Source organism: Dyadobacter sp. AC419, from assembly GCF_979253085.1.
Genome location: NZ_CEEDCD010000015.1, coordinates 428,880 through 448,206 on the forward strand (window position 1 = coordinate 428,880; position 19,327 = coordinate 448,206).

At 46.1% G+C, this 19,327-nt stretch carries 15 protein-coding genes and 2 pseudogenes; 8 read left to right on the top strand and 9 right to left on the bottom strand.

Annotated features, from left to right (window positions below; translation table 11 throughout):
- Positions 1–58 precede the first annotated feature (58 nt).
- A pseudogene (locus AC0IYG_RS09500) lies at positions 59–1,477 on the top strand (CCA tRNA nucleotidyltransferase).
- A gap of 23 nt (positions 1,478–1,500) precedes the next feature.
- Positions 1,501–1,701 carry a hypothetical protein gene (locus tag AC0IYG_RS09505; protein ID WP_026630003.1) on the top strand — a complete coding sequence of 67 codons (201 nt, stop codon included), beginning with the start codon at positions 1,501–1,503 and terminating at the stop codon, positions 1,699–1,701.
- On the opposite strand, the gene AC0IYG_RS09510 is transcribed toward AC0IYG_RS09505, so the two are convergent.
- Positions 1,651–2,979 (bottom strand): DUF2851 family protein, encoded by a 1,329-nt coding sequence (locus AC0IYG_RS09510; RefSeq protein ID WP_471710844.1) that lies wholly within the window; start codon positions 2,977–2,979, stop codon positions 1,651–1,653. The genes AC0IYG_RS09505 and AC0IYG_RS09510 overlap by 51 nt on opposite strands.
- A gap of 134 nt (positions 2,980–3,113) precedes the next feature.
- Between AC0IYG_RS09510 and mtgA the strand changes: the two genes are divergently transcribed.
- Genes mtgA through AC0IYG_RS09525 form a run of 3 tightly spaced genes read left to right on the top strand, consistent with a single transcriptional unit; the run spans position 3,114 to position 4,487 of the window.
- Entirely contained in the window at positions 3,114–3,800 is a 687-nt protein-coding gene (gene mtgA, locus AC0IYG_RS09515) for a monofunctional biosynthetic peptidoglycan transglycosylase (protein WP_471710845.1), read from the top strand.
- 46 nt (positions 3,801–3,846) lie between these two features.
- The gene (locus AC0IYG_RS09520) at positions 3,847–4,083 is read left to right on the top strand and encodes a hypothetical protein (protein WP_471710846.1); all 237 of its coding nucleotides are present in this window, start codon (positions 3,847–3,849) and stop codon (positions 4,081–4,083) included.
- On the top strand, positions 4,080–4,487 hold the full coding sequence (locus AC0IYG_RS09525; protein WP_471710847.1) for a type II toxin-antitoxin system VapC family toxin: 408 nt from the start codon (positions 4,080–4,082) through the stop codon (positions 4,485–4,487). The genes AC0IYG_RS09520 and AC0IYG_RS09525 overlap by 4 nt, the downstream gene beginning before the upstream one ends.
- Positions 4,488–4,505: 18 nt before the next feature.
- On the opposite strand, the gene AC0IYG_RS09530 is transcribed toward AC0IYG_RS09525, so the two are convergent.
- The 8 genes from AC0IYG_RS09530 to AC0IYG_RS09565 all read right to left on the bottom strand — a co-directional run bounded on the left by AC0IYG_RS09530 (position 4,506) and on the right by AC0IYG_RS09565 (position 15,083).
- Entirely contained in the window at positions 4,506–4,904 is a 399-nt protein-coding gene (locus AC0IYG_RS09530) for an OsmC family protein (protein WP_471710848.1), read from the bottom strand.
- Positions 4,905–4,929: 25 nt separating this feature from the next.
- Positions 4,930–5,598, bottom strand: coding sequence for a DUF4369 domain-containing protein (locus AC0IYG_RS09535; RefSeq protein WP_471710849.1), 669 nt, complete (start codon positions 5,596–5,598; stop codon positions 4,930–4,932).
- Between the two features lie 141 nt (positions 5,599–5,739).
- On the bottom strand, positions 5,740–6,579 hold the full coding sequence (locus AC0IYG_RS09540; RefSeq protein WP_471710850.1) for an endonuclease/exonuclease/phosphatase family protein: 840 nt from the start codon (positions 6,577–6,579) through the stop codon (positions 5,740–5,742).
- A gap of 52 nt (positions 6,580–6,631) precedes the next feature.
- Positions 6,632–7,852: a purple acid phosphatase family protein gene (locus tag AC0IYG_RS09545; RefSeq protein ID WP_471710851.1), complete on the bottom strand. Its 1,221-nt coding sequence runs from the start codon at positions 7,850–7,852 to the stop codon at positions 6,632–6,634.
- A 35-nt stretch (positions 7,853–7,887) separates the two neighbouring features.
- On the bottom strand, positions 7,888–9,618 hold the full coding sequence (locus AC0IYG_RS09550) for a RagB/SusD family nutrient uptake outer membrane protein (RefSeq protein ID WP_471710852.1): 1,731 nt from the start codon (positions 9,616–9,618) through the stop codon (positions 7,888–7,890).
- A gap of 30 nt (positions 9,619–9,648) precedes the next feature.
- Complete coding sequence (locus AC0IYG_RS09555) at positions 9,649–13,260, bottom strand: TonB-dependent receptor (protein WP_471710853.1); 3,612 nt, start codon at positions 13,258–13,260, stop codon at positions 9,649–9,651.
- Between the two features lie 149 nt (positions 13,261–13,409).
- On the bottom strand, positions 13,410–14,426 hold the full coding sequence (locus AC0IYG_RS09560) for a FecR family protein (RefSeq protein ID WP_471710854.1): 1,017 nt from the start codon (positions 14,424–14,426) through the stop codon (positions 13,410–13,412).
- A 72-nt stretch (positions 14,427–14,498) separates the two neighbouring features.
- Positions 14,499–15,083: an RNA polymerase sigma factor gene (locus tag AC0IYG_RS09565; protein WP_471710855.1), complete on the bottom strand. Its 585-nt coding sequence runs from the start codon at positions 15,081–15,083 to the stop codon at positions 14,499–14,501.
- A 215-nt stretch (positions 15,084–15,298) separates the two neighbouring features.
- Here AC0IYG_RS09565 and AC0IYG_RS09570 point away from each other — a divergent pair, with 215 nt between their 5' ends.
- From AC0IYG_RS09570 to araA, 3 genes and pseudogenes are all read left to right on the top strand, one after another.
- On the top strand, positions 15,299–16,003 hold the full coding sequence (locus AC0IYG_RS09570; protein ID WP_471710856.1) for an NUDIX hydrolase: 705 nt from the start codon (positions 15,299–15,301) through the stop codon (positions 16,001–16,003).
- 172 nt (positions 16,004–16,175) lie between these two features.
- Positions 16,176–17,835: pseudogene (locus AC0IYG_RS09575) on the top strand (ribulokinase).
- On the top strand, positions 17,835–19,325 hold the full coding sequence (gene araA / locus AC0IYG_RS09580) for an L-arabinose isomerase (protein WP_471710857.1): 1,491 nt from the start codon (positions 17,835–17,837) through the stop codon (positions 19,323–19,325). Before AC0IYG_RS09575 ends, araA begins: the two are co-directional and overlap by 1 nt.
- The last annotated feature ends 2 nt before the right edge of the window (positions 19,326–19,327 follow it).

The following is a 19,327-nucleotide window of genomic DNA, read 5'->3' on the forward strand; positions in this document are numbered from 1 at the left end:
ATTCCGAAAGGTTAAACAAGTTTTATCAGAGATTAGTTAAGTTCTTTACCTTTGCCGCATGAATTTTAAAGAGCAGTTAATCCAGTATCCGATACTTGAAATTGTGGCGAAGGCTGCGGCTGAGCTGGGTGTGGAAGCGTATGTGATCGGTGGATTTGTAAGAGATCTGATACTCTAAGCGTAATAGCAAAGATATTGACATTGTCTCCATCGGGAGTGGCATTGAATTGGCAGAAATGGTCGCTGGCCAGCTTGGGCCGGATGTTTTTGTAAGCATTTATAAGAATTTCGGAACGGCGCAGATCAGACAGGGTGATCTGGAAATTGAATTTGTGGGCGCCCGAAAAGAATCTTATCGTGCAGATTCCAGAAAGCCAGCCGTAGAAGACGGGACGCTTGCAGACGACCAAAATAGGCGCGATTTCTCCATTAATGCAATGGGAATCAGTCTTAATAAAACTGCATTTGGCGAGCTCGTCGATCCGTTTGACGGCATTCGCGATCTTAAAAAGAAGATCATCCGCACGCCCCTTGAACCTGAAATCACATTCTCCGACGATCCGTTGCGCATGATGCGTGCCATCCGTTTTGCCAGCCAGCTCAACTTCGATATCGAGCCGAATACGTTTGATGCGATCATCAAAATGAAAGACCGCATTGAAATCGTTTCCATGGAACGCATTTCGGATGAGCTGAACAAAATTATCCTTTCTCCGACGCCTTCTTACGGCTTCAAGTTGCTTTATCACGCGGGCATTTTGCAGATCATTTTCCCGGAAATGATTGAACTGCTGGGCGTGGAAACCATTGATGGCAAGGGGCATAAGGATAACTTTTACCATACATTGCAGGTCCTCGATAATGTTTCTCAAAACACAGATGATCTCTGGCTGCGCTGGGCAGCAATCCTTCACGACATTGCCAAGCCTGCTACCAAGAAGTTTGACAAACGCGTCGGCTGGTCTTTCCATAATCATGAAGAAGTGGGCGCGAGGATGGTTCCTGTGATTTTCCGGCGCATGAAATTGCCGCTTAATGAGAAAATGCGGTTTGTCAAAAGCTCGTTCGACTGCATTTGCGTCCTATCGTTTTATCCAAAGAAGAAATCACCGATTCGGCAATGCGAAGGCTGCTTGTGGAAGCAGGGGAGGACATTGAGGCATTAATGAAGCTCTGCCGGGCAGACATCACTTCCAAAAATCCGGATAAAGTGAAGCGCTTCCTTCACAATTTCGATCTGGTGGAACAGAAGTTGAAGGACCTGGAAGAGCGTGATAAGCTGCGCAATTTCCAGCCCGTCATTACCGGTGAAATGATCATGAAAGCTTTCGGCTTGAAACCTGCCAAGGAAGTCGGCATTATCAAAGAAATCATTCGTGAAGCCATTCTGGAAGGCATTATTCCGAATGAAATCGAGCCTGCATTTGCTTACATGGTGAAAGAGGGCGAAAAAATGGGTTTAACTTTACAATCATAATTTGTCCCTCATATTATTTTTAAATGGAAAACAATACTCAATTTAAACGCTTTTTCGGCGCACTTTTAACCATTCTTGGCATATCTGTGCTGCTGTTTGCGTGCATTGCATTTTTATCTGACAAACCGGTTTTAGGACTTACTGTCTCTAAATGGGAATCGGTTGTTCCGTTTTTAGTCGGGACCGTTTTCCTGCTTACGGGCGTCAACCTGGTCAAAGGCTGACGGCGTGCGCACCAGCGCTCCGCCAACTGTACATTCCAGGCACTTCCGGAGTGTACAGTAATTGTTATACCATTCGATAAGTGCCTGCGAATCAGCGGCTGTCTTCACTTTTATTCCCAAAATCTCCCATTCCCGGGTAATCTTATTATTTTCTGCATTAATTTCTGACAACCAGGCAATTGCCTTTTCCAGCATATCGGGTTGCTGCCGATGCTTTGCATATGCGACAAGGAGCGGGACTGCGGCGTTGATAATGAGCAAATTCGCAGCATCTTTTCCTAAAAATGGCACCTTTGAATTGGATTCTTTTTCAAACAAATAATGCGATTGCCAATATTCCGACTGCCTGGCTTGGAACAATGCTTTCAGATCGGCGAAAGCAGGGGCGGAGACTATTTCTGAAAATAGACTTGTGGTTTTGCTTAACATTGCCGCGAACTGCGCAATCCGGATCGTTGGAAAGCCAGCCGGCCTCATGCGCAAATTCTTCCATTCATGGCCGTTCATTTCTTTTCCTTTCAGCCCATATTTGGCACTCAAAAACTGAAATTCGGTTCGCAATTGGGTGATGTAAATATCGTCGGAGGTTGCTGGTAACAGGCCTGCGCAGCCAAACAGAAGTGCTTCTATTTGTATTAACTTACCGTGTTGCCTTCGGATTGTGCGCCAGTTTACAATGTCAGTCAATCTGGTAAAAGCTGCGTCATTTTGTTTAAAACCAAAGTGCTTTCCAAGCCATTGATAGGTGGTTTCTTCCCAATCGCTGTTATTTCTCTCGAATAAATGCATCACCTGCGCTGCCTTTTTATCAAGTCTTTCAAGTAAGACGCGATCCAGCATGCTGAACTTGTGAATGTCCGCAATCTCTGCAAACATCGCCGCACAAGGAATTGATTCTGTCTGGTCCTGCAAAAGCTGATAACGCTGCAAAACAGAATTTGTCACAATGTTTTTGAGCGATAATGTCGGAAGCAGCGTCCCATCCAGCCTGATAACGGGCCGGTCATTTTCCCAGACAACATGCAGCACAACGGTCTCATAAGCGGAATCTTTCTCATGGTTATGAGCGCTCCAATCAGACGATTTTACATGAATTTCCACATTGCCGATCCACTGCACATGATCGATCACAACCCTCGCTTCCGAAAAATCGGGACCGGCATTGCCGTTTCGAAATCCCGTCCGCATGATGGTCAAAGCCGAGCCTTCGTCTGTTTGCAGGTTCACGGAAGCGAAATATTGGAATCGCCATATAAAACTCAGGATATCTTCATTCATAGGTTTTGGGAGTTGGTGCGTGTAGAAATATTTAATGTGATGACCATTATTTTCTTTGTCTAAACCTGATTAGTTTCTGTTCTTTGTACGCTGATTTGGTTTGTTGGTCTCGTTATTAGAAGTAAAAAAGTTTTATGCTCCGCCGTTTGCAATTCATTGCGCTTAGATTTCTCATTGCTTTTTTTGCTGTTTCAATCATTTGGGTGCTGATTTTGAAGTTCTTACCCGTGTGGGTTACGCCTTATATGTTGTCAAGAAAAATTGAAGCATTCCGGCAGGACGAGGACACAGAAATCCATCACGACTGGGAGCCTTATGAGAACATTTCGAAGGAAGTTGCGCTGGCCGTAGTCGCATCTGAGGATCAGAACTTTCCGAAACACTGGGGTTTTGATTTTGACCAGATTTATAATGCGGTCACAGAGAAGCGCAAGCGTGCGCGCGGAGCGAGTACAATCTCACAGCAAGTGGCAAAAAACGTGTTTTTGTGGCATGGGAGGAGCTTTATCCGCAAAGGCTTGGAAGCTTATTTCACGGTTTTGATCGAGTTGATCTGGGATAAAGAGCGGATTCTGGAAGTTTATCTCAATGTAGCCGAAATGGGTAAAATGACCTTCGGCGTCGAAGCGGCATCCCAACGTTATTACAAGAAATCCGCCGCAGAACTTTCCCGCTACGAATCCGCCCGCATAGCAGCCGTTTTACCCAACCCCGTCCGATTCTCAATCAAAAACCCATCAGGGTACGTAAACAAAAGAACCGGCCAAATCGTAAGACAAATGCGATATCTGGGCGGGCAGAAGTATATTGCTGGGTTGTGAAATGTTATTATATTTGAAAAATGTTAATCTCAAATCATACACACCTATGCAAACAACCTATCATATTAAAGCGGGCGATATTAATGTGAATCTGCTTGAATCTATCAGGACAATGTTCAAAGCAAGCGATCCTGTGACATTAACAGTTCAATTGGAGACGCCTGCGGATCAGGATCAGTACAAGTTATTCCTAAAATCTGAGGCTTTGCAGCAAAAATATCCGCCTATTCGCGTCAGTCCGGATATTGACCTCTCTGGTTTGAATGATGAAGTAAATCTATGATCTACTTCGATTCGGATGTCTTGATCAACTATTTGGTTGTTCAGGACGAAACAAAGCACCAGCTTGCAACAAGTCTGTATCAAAAAGCGACAAGGGAACAGCGATTTTTTATTTCCTTATTATCCCTTCAGGAAGTTTCATTTGTCCTTGCCAAGCTTAAAGTCAGGAATGACATTATAACCGAAAAACTTGATGTCTTTCTGCAAGCAAATCCCATTGGATATGAGCTAAGTTCTTTTAAAAGGGCGTGTTATCTCGCCAAAACGATCGGTTATCAAAATGTAAATGATTGTCTTCATACTGCCATCGCTGAGTCCTATTGCGATGAGCTTTATACATTCAATCATTCCGATTTCAAATATTTGCAGAAAGCCACAAGCTTGAAAATCACATTGCTTTCGTGAAAATCCCACATCCCTAAATCACCCTTCCAGTGTCACATTCACGCCCTTTCTTAATGTGTTATGAATCTCGGCGATTTGATCGGTGTAGTGGATTAGGTCTTGGATTTCTTTGGGGGAGGCGGTGGAATCTACTTGGGCTTTGTAGCGGAAATTGGTGCCGGGTTCTCCGTCGCTGCCGAAGTCGGAGTGGAATTCTACTTCGACGCTTTTGACTTCGATTTGTCTTTTGGCGGCTTCTCTGTAAATGTCGTTGCAGAAGCAGGTCGCCAGTGCAACCATCAATATTTCACCACCGTTTAACGACGAGCCATAACCCGACGATTTCGGTGCAATGTGCATTTCTTTTGCATTATCATCCGTTTTCACGACAATGGTGTGTTGCTCAAAGCTGCTTTGTAACGTTGCAGAAATCTTCATAACGGAATGTTGTTAATCGTGAATGCTAACTATTTCCTCTTGTCTTCGCTTTTAAAAATTTGTATGTCCTGTGGCGGGCTAAAACAGGGTCCAGCTTTTCAAAAATGCCTTGATCTTTGAGTGCGTACCAGTTGATTTTGAGGAGATAAAGACTTACAAATGAGTCGCGGTGATCGAGGATGAAAGTGCTTGTTCTAGTTTGCAAATCAAGCCTTTCGAGGGATTGTAATCCGCGCCAGTAATCGATGCTGTCCGCCTGGGTTTTCTTTCTTGCGCGTGCTTCGCCTGCGGCGTAAATTTGAAGCCTGTCGTCGGAAGGTTTTTGAATGTTTTGCCAAAACAATTGCCATTCCGCATTGCTTTTTGAGTTGCTAACGTGTGATTTGGAAAGATCTGTGGTGTCCAGTTGAATGCGAATGCCTGGTTCCAGGAAGAAGAAAAGCGACCCTTTCAATTGGGAAACCTGCATTTGATACAAGTTCGGAACAAGATCCCTGTCCATTTGCAAGTTGACACTATCCTGACCCAATTTCAATGAATGCACCGTGGCAGCGAAACCCTTTTCACGGGTCAGCAGAATTGCTTTCCGACCCTTCAATCCATCCGGATTAACGATTTTAATGCTGATGATCTGACCAAAAGAAGAGAACGAAAGCGCTAACACCGAAAGGGTAAGCAGCAAATATTTGGTCATTGTAAAAAAGTTAGCGATCGGCCTCAGACAATTGATTGGTTTCCTTGCAGTTAAATTAACGAAAATTTGTTAATCCTTCATATTGAAACGCAAATCAAAACTTGTTTGAAGCCGATCGCCGAAAAACATTTGACAGCAATCTTATTTGATCTCTATTTTTACCAAAACAGGCTGGTGATCAGATGGATAGCGCTGTTCTTTTGCATCCGTGAGCACACCGTATTTCAAGACGTCAATGTTTTTGCTGACAAAAATGTAATCAATCCGCTTGTCCATCGCCGCATCAAACTTGAAACTGTTGAATGTGCCTTCCGGACCGTATGGAGGTTGTTTTGTAACTTCATGCGTGTCGCTCAACAAGCCTTGAATCGTTTTCATTTGTTCCGTATCCGGGGTTGAATTAAAGTCACCAGTTAAGATTACGGTCGATTTTCCTGCGATTTCCTTGATCTTTTTAACCATCAAATGTCCCGATTGTCTGCGCGCTTCCACGCCCTGGTGATCGAAGTGGACGTTGAAAAAGTAGAATTCTTTTTTGCTTTGAAGATCCTGGAATTTGCCCCACGAAGAGATCCGGTTACAACAAGTCGCATCCCATCCTTTTCCCGGTTTGTCAGGCGTTTCGCTGAGCCAGAAATCACCCGACTGCAACAATTTAAAACGGTCTTTTTTATAAAAAATAGCAGAATGCTCTCCACCTTCCTTACCATCATCACGGCCTTTGCCGTAGAAAGCAAATTCTGGTAATTCAGCAACATCTTTAAGTTGGCCGATCAATGCTTCCTGCACACCAAAGATGTCAAATTCATGAAACCGGATCAGCGCTTTCACGTTCTCCTTGCGGTTAGGCCAGGCATTTACGCCGTCATTAGCCGTGTTGTAGCGCAGGTTATAAGAGGCAACATTAATCGTATTTTTTTGTGCAAACGTACTTTGCGATAATACTAAAAGTGAAGAAAGTGCTAAAAGGATTCGTTTCATTCTGTAAGCGTTTATTGAATATTGGCCCGAATATAGTGTTTTTGACATTATGCTATTGTTTCCGTTTTGGAAGCAAAAATTTGCCTACAATCTCGCCGTCGTCCCGGACCATTTTCAGGTCGAGCTGCTTTTTGGTTGCGTGCAGCTTGATCAATGTCCGCTTGCCTTCGAGTGGTCCGCCGCCGATCACGATGGGATAATTGTGCGTCGCGTCGGGCTCGTGCGTGGCATAGCGATGCGTGTGGCCAGATATCTGTAAATCAATTTTCGCTTTGTTCAAAACAGGCCCGAAATGCTCGCGGCAATGCAATGTGCCGTGCCAGTCGCCCGAGTGGTAAGGCGAAATGTGGATGAGCACAATCCGGAAATCAGCCTTTTTGAAATCGGGTGATTCAACTTCTTTTTCGAGCCACTTTTTCTGCACTTCCCGATAACGGTCAAATGCCGAAAGCCCGCCATATTCCACGCTGTCATCCGTCTTATCTTCGCCAGAATCTAGGATTACAAACCGCACGGGTCCGCGGGTAAATGCGTAATAGAATTTGTTTTCGGGATAAGCATAATAGGCCGGAATATGGCGCGAAAAGCTGCCCCGGCATTCATGATTTCCCTGTGTCAGGATAAACGGAATTTCGGACGCAAAAATGTCGGTCGCAGGTTTAATGAGGTGGTCAACCATCTGACTTTCCTCGGTAACCCAGTCAAAGCAATCGCCATTGAAAACCACAAAATCGTAATCGCGCACATTGCCTGTATAACCGTGTCTGTAAAGCAGTTGCGGGATAATTTGTGGACGATCGTGGATGTCATTGAAGATCACCATTTTGAATTCTTCCTCGTTTTCAGCCGGTGTTTTGAAGCCGAACATGGGACTTGTAATGGTTTCGCCAAACTCAACTTTGGAGCCTTTATAACCGGTGATCTCCGTTGAAACGATCTTGTATTTGTGCTCCGTTCCGGCATTAAGGCCCGTTAATGTGACCTTATTAATGCGGTTATTGGCTTCGATCAAACCATTGTTGTAGCCAAATTCACGCTTGCTCGTATAAGTGCCGGCGCCATACTCGACCCAGCTGAAACAATTTTTGTGCGTAATCCACATGACCGTCACTTCATTGGTGCCCATGTTTTGCAAATAAGGGCCCGCAACAAAATGATTTTTATCCTCAATGGAATCAATGGCATCGCCAGCTTGCGCCGCTGAAAAGGGCAGGAGGCTGAGCGCTCCGATCTGCGACATTTTTTCAAGAAACGATCTTCTGTCTGAAAGCATTTTTTATGGGTTTAGGAATAGAATGCGGATTGAAATTACTCCCAGTTAGGATTTTGGGTGAGTTCCGTGTTGAGCAACATTTCTTGTTTTGGAATCGGATAGAGATAATCGCGGCTCTCATCAAACTTCTTGTTGATATGCCCGTTTACAACGATATTTCCGCCTTTATTTCCATTTTCAAGCAGAATGTCACTGCCCAGTTTCAATAATTGAGCGCCTGGAACATTAGGCTTAGTGCCTTCGTAAATAACCAGATCCACCTTTCCGTTTTTGTCCAGATCATAATTTCCGGGGCCAGGAAAATACATTCCTTTGAAAACTTTGGTCAGCAACTGGCCTTCTTTCCAGCGGATAATGTCGTCCCAGCGGAAGAAGTTTTCCATCACCAGTTCAATGCGTCTTTCGCGGCGAATTTCGAGGATTACGCCTGTGTTTTTGCCGGATAGTTTCGTGTATTGCGCCGCCTGATAAGGATCCGGTTTCGCATTTGCACTGGCCATATTAATGTTCACCATGCCCACACGGTCGCGGGTTAGTTTGGTCGAAATATCGAGATCGGCTTGCGTTAATGTGCCTTTTTCTGCTTTGGCTTCGGCAAAATTGAGCAGGACTTCGGCATATCGGAAAATCGGCATGTCCGTAATGTCTTTGCCAAATGTGTCCCACTTCGGCTCGGAAACGAATTTGATCAGTTGGTAACCCGTAACCGTTGCACCAAATTCCGGAACCAAAGGCGTCGACTCGCCAATGCGCGTGTATCCCGGGGTGCGAATGGTTTGCGATAAGCGCGGATCGCGGTTCTGCACTTCGTCGTAAAACTGCATCGTTTCATAACCCTTCATGTCGGTGAAACGCGTTCCGTCAGCCATTAAATAACTGTTAACCAGCTTCTTTTCAAGTCCCGGCTTGCCATAGGAAGCCGTCATGGTGTAGTAATTGAGGTTGTGATAAACCTGCAAGGCATCACTGAAATCTCGTGCTAAAATCACTTCTTCCGCAATGGCATTATCTGCCGCGAAGAACATTTGATAAGCCGTTTTCGGTGTTGATTTGTAAATGGTGTAACCGCTGTTTTTCATCAAATCCTCAGACGCCGAAATACAGGCATCGAGAAACCGCTCTGACTCGGGCAGGTTGAATTCCGGGTGATATTTGCGAAATGTGCCTTCATACAGTCCAATGCGAGATTTCAAAGCCAATGCAGTCCATTTTGTAATGGTGCTAACCTGTCGTGTTCCTTCCAGATTTGCAATGGCGTAGTCAATGTCGGCCATCACGGAATCCATCACCAATGTGCGCGGATCGCGTGGTTTGGTTAATAAATCTTCGTCTTCCACTTCAATGGTGCTGCTATACCAGGGCACATCGCCGAACCTCTTAACCATTGAAAAATAAAAGTAGGCGCGAAAGAAGCGGGCAACAGCATTGTATTTCGCAACGGCCTTTTGGTCAGGAACTTTGCCCGAATTGGCAAGGAAATAATTAATGTTCCGCAAATTTCCCCAGCCCCATCCGCCACCGCTCGTGGGCACAATGCGTGTTCCTTGCAATTCGTCGCGCAAGCTGTTTTTGACCACATTATCTACGTCTTCGTTGTACACATCTTCTGCGCTGGGCAGCATGTTATAAAATGAGTTGGTGTAAAGCAAAAGGTCGTTTTCGGTTTTGAAAAATGTTTCCGGAGAAATGGCATCAAGCGGCAGCCGGTCGAGGTCGCATGACGCAAGCCCGATTGCCAGCGTCAGGATATATATGAGCTTTTTCATTGTTTTAGTTTTAATGTTTTGAAAAACGAATTAGAAATTGATGCTCAAACCCGCAGAGTAAGTTTTGGAAAGCGGGTAAGTTCTGCCATTTGTAAAATCGCCATCAAACTGTTCAGGATCAATGTATTTGGTGCGCAACGGCGTGTAAGTCAGCAGGTTTTCACCACTTACATAAATTCGCGCTCTTGGAATGCGGACCTTTTTCGTAATGTTCTCCGGGATCGTGTAACCGAGCACTACATTTTTCAATCTCAGATAACCCACATTCTGAATGTAGCGGTCGTTGCGGGCATTGAGGTCGCCGCCGCCATTCAGCGCCGTATAACCTCTCAAAAGTGGAAAATATGCGTCCGTATTTTCAGGCGTCCAGATATCGTCCTCGAAATTTTCAGGAATAAATGAATAGTATGGACGAGAATACGGGCCCCAGAATTTATCTGCATTGGCTCCCGGATACCAGTTCCGCCTCAAAATGCCTTGCGCGAGCGCTGAAAAATCAAATGCTCCCCACGATGCACCCAGATTTACGCCGTAACGGAAGCGCGGATTCGTGTTCCCGATCACTTTCAAATCGCCGTGATCGGCAAATGTGTTCGCGCCTTCGGAGATTTTTCCGTCACCATTTAAATCCAGAAATTTGAGGTCACCGGCTTGTAACTTGCTCCATTCGCCCGGCGCGCTGAGGCGTTGTTTGTTCACCAAAGTCTGGTCAACTGTGTATGCCTGCGCCTCATCATTGGTTTTGAAATAGCCATCGATGGAGTAACCCCACATTTCACCAAGCGTCTGGCCTTCATAGCGGCTCGACAAGATCTTGTTCGGGTTGTCGTATTTCGTAATCTTCGCCGTGTAGTCGGACAGCATGAATGTCGCATTGTAAGCGAATGTTTTTCCGGCAAGTTTGAACTGGTCGCGCCAAGCAACGGAGATTTCAAAACCCTTCGTTCTCAGGTCACCCGCATTTTCTGTCGGCACCGTTGCGCCATAAACAGACGGAAGCACTTTGCCGGGAATCAGCATATCCGTTGTTTTTCTAATATATGCGTCAAAGGCAATGTTAAGGCGGTTTTTCAAGAGATCCGCATCCAATCCAATGTTCGAAGTCGTTGCCGATTCCCAGGTCAGGCCAGCTGAAATCGGGTTAGGACTGTCCACATAAGAGAGTTTCTGGCCATTCGTTATCCAGCTCGAAAGCGCCGTTGGCATAATGGAAATGTATGGGTAAAAGCTCGCGGAAGAAGGGTTGTTGTTGAAATTCGGTGGAAGCTGATTGCCGAGCGTTCCGTAAGAAGCGCGGATTTTCAGGTTGTTAACCACATTCTTTGCTGATTCAAAAAACTGCTCTTCACTCAACCGCCATCCTGCTGAAACCGATGGGAAAAACCCGTAACGCCGGCCCGCACCGAAGCGGGAAGTTCCGTCATAACGGCCATTGATCTCGAACAAATATTTGCCCATGTAATCGTAATTGGCCCTGAAAAACGCTCCAAACAGCGAATATTCATAAGATCCGCCCGAGACAAGCTGCTCACCCGTTCCGAGGTTCAGATCGTTGATATCCTCTGAAAGCAAGTTTCTGCGCGCACCAAAAAGCACCTGATGTTTTTTAGATTCGTAGTTGATCCCAGCCGTTACACCCAGATAATGCTTGCCCATTGTTTTGTTAAATGAGCTGAAAACATTGATCACATTCATCGGGTCAAACCAGAATGTTTTTCTCAGCTGGTCCGTGTTGTAATTCGGAACGGTGGCCAAAATCCCAGGCTGGATCGAATATTGCGCAACCGCCGAGCGATACCAGTCGTCGGTAATGTAGAACGAGTAGGAGTGATTGGCAACGAAATTCCAGGTTTTGGTAAAATCAATGGTAACCGAGTTAATGGTCGTCAGCTCATGCACTTTCTTCTCGCCGCCGGCAACGCCTTTCAGCAGGTTTGCAAACAATCCATCACCGATTGAATAGTTGTTTTTTAGCGTGTTATAAGTTGCTGTTCCATCCGGATTGCGAGGTGCATAAGCAGGAAGCGCATGCACCGTGATTGCTGCAAAGTTCGCATTCGCACCACCTTCCAGACCCGGATATTTGTATCGTGAATCGAAATATTGGGTGTTGTTGCTCACTTTCAGCCAGGGCGTAAGCTGCGCATTGACCTTGGTTCTTAATGTGTAGGAATTGAAACGGTCCGTGTTGATCCGCATAATCCCATCCTTTTGAAACGCCGAGCCCGACAAGAAATAATTCACTTTGTCCGTTCCGCCCGAAAGGCTGATGTTATGCTGCATCGACGGTTCAGTTTGCTTGAAAACCGTGTTCCACCAGTCGTAATTGCCGTAATAGTTGTAAATGTCTTTGCCATTTACATTCTTCACAACCGTCCACGGACGTTCGGGATTCTCGGTTTTATCATAACGGCGTTTTTCCAGCTCCGCATAATCTTCTTCCGAGTAACGCGTGTAAGTGTTTCCCGTCGCACGCTTGAAAGCTTCGTCATTGATCCGCGTGTGATCGTAGCCGTTGGTCAGGAAATCCGTGCTGACAGTTGGCGTGGACCAGCCGAAGTTGTTGCTGTAACTTACGCTTGTTTTGCCGTTTTTGGCACTTTTTGTGGTTACCAAAATCACCCCGAAAGCTCCGCGGGCACCATAAATGGCCGAAGCGGCCGCATCTTTTAACACAGAAACCGATTCCACATCATTGGGATTGATCCGGTTAATGTCGCCTGGAATCCCATCCACGAGCACCAGCGGACCGCCGCCGTTGATGGACGTTTCTCCCCGCACATTGAGGTTACCGCCCTGCCCCGGCTGTCCCGTTCCGAATGTAATGTTCAGATTAGGAACCATTCCCTGCAAAATCTGCGACATGTTATTCAAGGGCCTGTTTTCCAGCTCCTTGGATTGAATTTGCGTAACCGAACCGGTCAGGTTTACGCGCTTTTGCGTGCCGTAACCCACTACAACCAGTTCTTCCAAAGCCTTGTTGTCAGCCGCAAGCGTTACGTTGACCGTCGAGCGGTTGCCTACCACAATTTCCTGCGATATATAACCCACAAAACTGAACACAAGCACGGATTCAACATTGGGGACGACGAGGTCGAAGTTTCCGTTTCCGTCTGTGGTTGTTCCGGTTGAACTGCCTTTCAAAACCACGCTGACACCCGGCAATGTGCCCTGGCCATCCGAGGAAGTGACCGTTCCTTTTACATTGATCTCGACGGGCAGAATGTAATTTTGCAGCTTTTCTTCCAGGTCCGGAATGTTGCTTTCTTCCTTCAATGCCTTACCTCTCGCGAGCACGATCTGTCCGTTGATGAGGCGATAATTGATGCCACGCGGCACCAGAAGCTGGTCGAGCACCTGCGACAGTTTTTGATGTTTTGCCTCAATGCTTACATTTTCTTTGAGGGAAACCCTGCTGCTGTAAACAAATTTGGCATCTACTTTTTCCTGAATTTCATCCAATGCTTCTTTAAGGGAAACATTTTTCAGGCTGATCGTCATATCCTTGCTCAGGATCGACTGGGCGGAACTCTCTTTTGCAAAGCTGCTGCCTGCCAGTGAGGCAACAAAAAGCCATTGAAGCAATCCAATGCGCATAATCATTCGCCAGTTAACGGGCTTGTTACGTACTGTTTTTTGCATAATTTTGATTGTCTGATGGTTAAGCACTGTTGGGTAAAAAATCCCTTTAATTCGGTGGTACGATGCAAAAGGGATGGAATCTTGAACCGGGGGTGGTGGTACACTCCCGGTTTTTTCATGGCGGAACAGATGGGTGTTTCATATAATGATCATTCACATGGCGTTGCTTTTAATAGAATGTTGTTGTCCGAAATGGTGTAAGAAGCTTCGAGCGTTGTGCATAGCATTTCAAGGATTGCGGTAAAAGGCTGCGATTCAAAATTGCCTGAGACACTGCACGAGGCCGCCGCCGGGTCGCTAAGGCTTATTTGCACATTAAAGCGTTTTTCAAGCTGGTCAATTACTTGATTCAAAGGTGTTTGCTCAAATGTGACTGTTGCCGGTTCGTAGATTTCCTTTTTTGCATGCGTCGTTATTTGTTTGGAAGTCAGGCGTTTGGAATCTGTTTCGAAAAGTGCCTGCTCCTGTGGTTTCAGGATAATCTGCTGTGGTTTTGCTTCACTATCCGGCGTGGTTACTTCCACACTTCCCGTCACGACATCAACCTGGAAAAGTTTGTTTGTCGTTGCTGCTTTTACATTAAAGCTCGTTCCCAGCACTTTGATGACCATTTCGCCGCTCTGGATAAGGAATGGCCGTTTTTTATCTTTTTTAATGTTGAAAAAACCTTCCCCTGAAAAGGTAACCAGGCGCTGGTCTGCATCAAATTTTGCCGGATATGTGACGGAAGCTTGCGGATGCATGGTGATCGAACTCTCGTCCGGAAGCAAATGCGTGATGATTTTACGCTCCTGATTTACAAAATGGACAACCTCCGACGGCTTTTTTTGCTGGATTTGTTCAACGACCGAAACCGCGTGATTTTGTTTGGAAGGATAATTGAAATAAACTCCCGCCGCAATGACAATGGAAGCTGCTATACCCGAAATCCAGCGCCACGGAAAGCTCCTGACCGGCGTCTCATCCTGCATACCAAGCCCCGTTTTGATATTTTCAAACGTAGCGTCTTTTAAAAGTGCCTGTTCCGGCTCCGGCAGGCTTTCCAGATATTCCTGTTCACCTTTTAATGCGGCATACCAAGCCTCAACCTCCTCTTTTTCCGCGTCAGTGCATTGATCAAGAAGATATTTTTCAAGTAAAACAGGGGAAATTCCGGGTGCCTTCATCGCTTAAAGTATGGGATCTGACTTTAAGTCGTGCGCCGGAAACGTAACCCTTAGCAGGCAGGGAAAATAATTTTAAAAAACTGAAAAAAAGATGAGCGCAGACACAATGTGCTCTTTAAGATGGGTCTTTAAAATGCGTATGGCTTTGGAAATGTGCTGCTCCACGGTTTTCTCCGCAATGGCCAGCTGGCTTCCGATTTGCTTATTGGAAACGCCCTGGCGGCTGAGCACAAACACTTCCTGACATTTGGGAGACAGCAAATGCAGCCCTTGTTCATAACGGTTTTGCAGGTCGGCCGTCAGCGTTGGCTGGTCCGAAGAATCCGTGACGCGGAGCTGCATTGTTTCCCATTGCTCATAATGTTGTTTTCGGGTAAATTCTTTGCGGTAAAAAGAAATGACCTGCTTTTTGGCAATGGAAAAAAGGAATGAGCGACAGCAGGTGATTTCAAGCTGATGCCTTTTATTCCAAAGATTTACAAACAGCTCCTGAACAATTTCCTGGGCAGAAAAGCGATCGTTAACCTTACCGTAAGCATAATTGAAAAGGACATTAAAGTAACGGTCATACAAGGCAGCGAAAGCAAGCTGATCGTCGTGCTCGCGAATCAGCGTAAGGATATTTTCATCGGAACAGTCTGTATATATGGCGTTCATAACGAAGATTTTCCATTAACAACTTGGATGCCTCATTGAAAGAGTCGGTAAAAATCGGATATAATTTGCTGATTAACTCTTTTAGCAGATTAAGTAATCTCGTTCTTTTTTTTACTTTTCTTAATAATAATTTAAAGTATTCCCGTTCGCAGGATTTTTTGTAACTAGTAGTTCCTTTAAGACCATTTATTACATACGGCCACAATAACATCTTAATGAATAATTATCCGCAGGCTTCCCGCATTCTGCTGGCGATCGATTGCATCATTTTTGGGTTTGACGGAAAGGACATTAAGCTTCTGCTGATCAAACGTAATTTTGAGCCGGAAAAAGGAAAATGGTCGCTTATGGGCGGCTTTCTGAATGCTGAGGAAGATCTTGCCGATGGCGCCGCACGGATTTTATACGACCTCACCGGCCTGAAAGACATTTATGTGGAACAGCTCGAAACGTACGGGAAAGTAAAACGGGACCCGGCCGAACGAACCGTTTCTGTCGTTTTCTTTGCATTGATTGAGATCGATGACCACGATTCCGAAGCGGTAAGAACCCATAATGCATCGTGGATCACGCTCGAAAACAGGCCAGCATTGATATTTGACCATGAGGAGATGGTTTGCAAGGCCATTGAACATTTAAAATACAAAGCAGCATTGCACCCGATCGGATTCGAGCTGCTTCCTGAACTTTTCACCATTCCGCAACTCCAAAAACTTTACGAAGCCATTTACAACATTCCGCTGGACCGGCGCAATTTCAGCCGCAAACTGCTTTCCACCGGTTTACTCATTGATACTGGCAGAAAAAACAGCAACAGCACAACTAAAAAAGCGACATTATATAAGCTGGATCAGGTTCGTTATAAGGAAAAATTTCATTCATTCTGGAATTTTATGCCTGACAGTATGAAGCAATCCTAGGTTAATTGCGGGAATTTTAGTCAATAATGTATGCCTGTTTTGAGGCGAATAGTTTTGATAAATATCTCGATTTTTAATTGTGTCAAGTTAACACTAGAAGTAAATTAAATTATATTTGTTGGTTGATTAATGAAATAAAACATATCATTGCCTTGATCTTATCCTATCCACGATGAAAGAAGACTACGTTATTGGAATTGATTTTGGGACAGATTCGGTGCGGGCGTTTGTGGTGCATGCCCAAAGCGGCGAACAGGTTGGCACGGCGGTCAGGGAATACAGTCGATGGAAGCAAGGCAAATATTGCGACGCGTCGCTTTCCCAGTTCCGCCAGCATCCGCTCGACTATCTGGAAGGGCTGGAAGGAGCAGTTACCGAGGCATTGGAAAAAGCCGGGTACCATGCGCGCCAGAATGTGCGCGGAATTTCCATTGACACTACGGGCTCCACGCCTGTGGCCGTGGATCGAAAGTGAACACCACTTTCACTGCTGCCTGAATTCGCCGAAAATCCGAACGGCATGTTTATCCTTTGGAAGGATCATACGGCCAATGCGGAGGCGGAGCAAATCAATGAGCTCGCGCACAGCCTTTCGACGGATTACACCAAATATGTGGGCGGAATATATTCTTCGGAGTGGTTTTGGGCCAAAATACTGAGAACATTGCGCGTGGATCCGGAAGTGCGTGAAAAGGCATTTTCTTGGGTGGAACATTGTGATTGGATCTCCGCCGGAACTAACCGGAAACACCGATCCGCTGACATTGAAAAGATCGCGCTGCGCGGCTGGTCATAAAGCATTATGGCATCAGGATTTTGATGGATTGCCTCCCAACGAGTTTTTAGCAAACCTCGATCCGCTTCTCGACGGCATTCGCGAACAGTTGTTTTCAGAAACCGAAACTTCTGACGCACCGATGGGCATCATTTCAGGCGAGTGGGCGAAAAAATTAGGCGTTCCCGACAATGTTGTGATCGGGGTGGGTGCATTTGATGCGCATATGGGCGCGGTCGGTGCGCTGATTGAGCCTTATTCCTTGTGCAAAGTGATTGGCACTTCTACTTGCGACATGCTAATCGCACCAAATGAAGAGGCTGGACATTTGCTGATCAAAGGAATCTGCGGACAAGTCGACGGCTCCATTATTCCGGGAATGCTGGGCATGGAGGCCGGGCAATCTGCATTTGGAGACATTTATGCATGGTTTGCCAAGCTGATCATTGAGCCGGTGCGAACACTTTTGGGTGAAGAAGCGGCGCAGGAAATGTCGCGGAACCTGATCCCGCATTTAGCAAAACAAGCTGAAAGATTACCGGTTACCGAGCATGATATCATTGCCATCGACTGGCTCAACGGTCGCAGAACGCCGGATGCAAAGCACACATTAAAAGGGGCAATTCTCGGTCTTAACCTTGCCAGCGATCACGTTCGCATTTTCAAAGCATTGGTTGAAGCAACCGCTTACGGCTCGAAAAGCATTGTTGAAAGATTCCGGCATGAAGGCGTCCCCATTAATCAGGTGATTGCCATTGGCGGCGTTGCGAAAAAGTCGCCTTTTGTCATGCAAACATTGGCTGATGTGCTCAATATGCCGATAAAAGTCGCCGCATCGGAACAGGCTTGCGCATTGGGTGCGGCCATGTTTGCGGCTGTTGCATCCGGAATTTATCAGACATTACCCGAAGCGCAGGAAGCGATGAGTTCGGGATTTGACGCAGTTTACACGCCCAGACCGGCGCAGGCGGCTGTTTATCATACATTATATCAAAAATATTTACAATCAGGGGCTTTTCTGGAAAACAGCTTTTTGCCTCAATTTTCCTTCGCATAATGGTTGATTTAAAACAATTTGAAATCTGGTTTGTAACAGGAAGCCAGGATTTATATGGAGCCGATACATTGCGGCAGGTGGCGGAACACGCGCAAATCATCAGCAGGCATTTCAATGATGCGGCTCAAATGCCAGTTCGCACGGTTTTCAAGCCTGTTGTAAAATCCTCGGGCGAGATTTTTAACATTATGCAGGATGCCAATGTTACGGAAAACTGCATTGGCATTGTTGCCTGGATGCATACTTTTTCACCTGCAAAAATGTGGATCCGCGGCTTGCAGATCATGCAGAAACCATTGCTGCATTTGCACACCCAATATAACCGCGACATTCCGTGGGCGGACATTGATATGGATTTCATGAATCTGAACCAATCTGCGCACGGCGACAGGGAATTTGGATTTATGATGACGCGCATGCGGCTTAACAGGAAAGTGGTGGTGGGACATTGGCAGCAAGAACACGTAATCAATGATCTTGCACAATGGAGCCGCGTGGCAGCCGCACGGCACGACATGAAAGGTGCCAAATTTGTTCGCTTTGGTGATAATATGCGTGAAGTTGCTGTGACGGATGGAGACAAAGTCGCAGCCGAAATGACTTTCGGGTTTTCGGTCAATACGCATGCTGTGGGTGACCTTGTGGCGGTGATCAATCAGGTTTCTGATGAGGAAGTTGGCAGGCTGATCGATGAATATGGAGCGCAATATGAACTGGCTGCGGGCATTCGGAAAGGGGAGGAGCGGCATGAGGCGCTTCGGGATGCGGCACGCATTGAGCTGGGATTGAAACATTTCCTTGTGGACGGCAATTTCAAGGGTTACACCAACACTTTTGAAGACTTACACGGCATGAAGCAGCTTCCCGGGATCGGGTCGCAGCGAATGATGGCCGCGGGTTATGGTTATGCGGGTGAGGGCGACTGGAAGACGTCTGCGATGGTGCGGGCGCTGAAAGTGATGGGAAGCGGTTTGAAGGGAGGAAATTCTTTCATGGAAGATTATACATATCATTTTGACCCTTCTAATAATCTCGTGCTGGGCTCGCATATGCTTGAAATTTGTCCGACCATTGCCGCGTCCAAGCCATCTTGCGAAATCCATCCGCTAGGAATTGGCGGAAAAGAAGATCCTGTCCGACTGGTGTTTGATGCGCCTGCCGGCCCGGCTATTAATGTGTCACTCATTGATATGGGCAACCGTTTCCGGCTTTTGGTCAATGAAGTGGAGGCAGTTGCCGTTACGGAACCACTTCCTAAGCTGCCTGTTGCCCGCGTGTTATGGAAACCTGCACCTGATATGGCGACGGGTTGTGCGGCGTGGATCTATGCAGGCGGCGCGCATCATACGGTTTACAGCCAGAACCTGACAACGGATCACATTGAAATGTTTGCTGAAATGACCGGTGTTGAATTGGTTGTAATCGACAAAAATACGTCATTAAGGCAATTGAAAAATGAATTGAGATGGAGCGAGGCTTCGTATAAATAAAA

Coding starts and splice junctions, on each gene's coding strand:
- AC0IYG_RS09565 (WP_471710855.1), bottom strand. CDS start 15,083: ATGAACGCCATATATACAGACTGTTCCGATGAAAATATCCTTACGCTG.
- AC0IYG_RS09540 (WP_471710850.1), bottom strand. CDS start 6,579: ATGAAACGAATCCTTTTAGCACTTTCTTCACTTTTAGTATTATCGCAA.
- mtgA (WP_471710845.1), top strand. CDS start 3,114: ATGCTCCGCCGTTTGCAATTCATTGCGCTTAGATTTCTCATTGCTTTT.
- AC0IYG_RS09530 (WP_471710848.1), bottom strand. CDS start 4,904: ATGAAGATTTCTGCAACGTTACAAAGCAGCTTTGAGCAACACACCATT.
- AC0IYG_RS09510 (WP_471710844.1), bottom strand. CDS start 2,979: ATGAATGAAGATATCCTGAGTTTTATATGGCGATTCCAATATTTCGCT.
- araA (WP_471710857.1), top strand. CDS start 17,835: ATGGTTGATTTAAAACAATTTGAAATCTGGTTTGTAACAGGAAGCCAG.
- AC0IYG_RS09550 (WP_471710852.1), bottom strand. CDS start 9,618: ATGAAAAAGCTCATATATATCCTGACGCTGGCAATCGGGCTTGCGTCA.
- AC0IYG_RS09505 (WP_026630003.1), top strand. CDS start 1,501: ATGGAAAACAATACTCAATTTAAACGCTTTTTCGGCGCACTTTTAACC.
- AC0IYG_RS09560 (WP_471710854.1), bottom strand. CDS start 14,426: ATGAAGGCACCCGGAATTTCCCCTGTTTTACTTGAAAAATATCTTCTT.
- AC0IYG_RS09570 (WP_471710856.1), top strand. CDS start 15,299: ATGAATAATTATCCGCAGGCTTCCCGCATTCTGCTGGCGATCGATTGC.
- AC0IYG_RS09535 (WP_471710849.1), bottom strand. CDS start 5,598: ATGACCAAATATTTGCTGCTTACCCTTTCGGTGTTAGCGCTTTCGTTC.
- AC0IYG_RS09555 (WP_471710853.1), bottom strand. CDS start 13,260: ATGCAAAAAACAGTACGTAACAAGCCCGTTAACTGGCGAATGATTATG.
- AC0IYG_RS09520 (WP_471710846.1), top strand. CDS start 3,847: ATGCAAACAACCTATCATATTAAAGCGGGCGATATTAATGTGAATCTG.
- AC0IYG_RS09525 (WP_471710847.1), top strand. CDS start 4,080: ATGATCTACTTCGATTCGGATGTCTTGATCAACTATTTGGTTGTTCAG.
- AC0IYG_RS09545 (WP_471710851.1), bottom strand. CDS start 7,852: ATGCTTTCAGACAGAAGATCGTTTCTTGAAAAAATGTCGCAGATCGGA.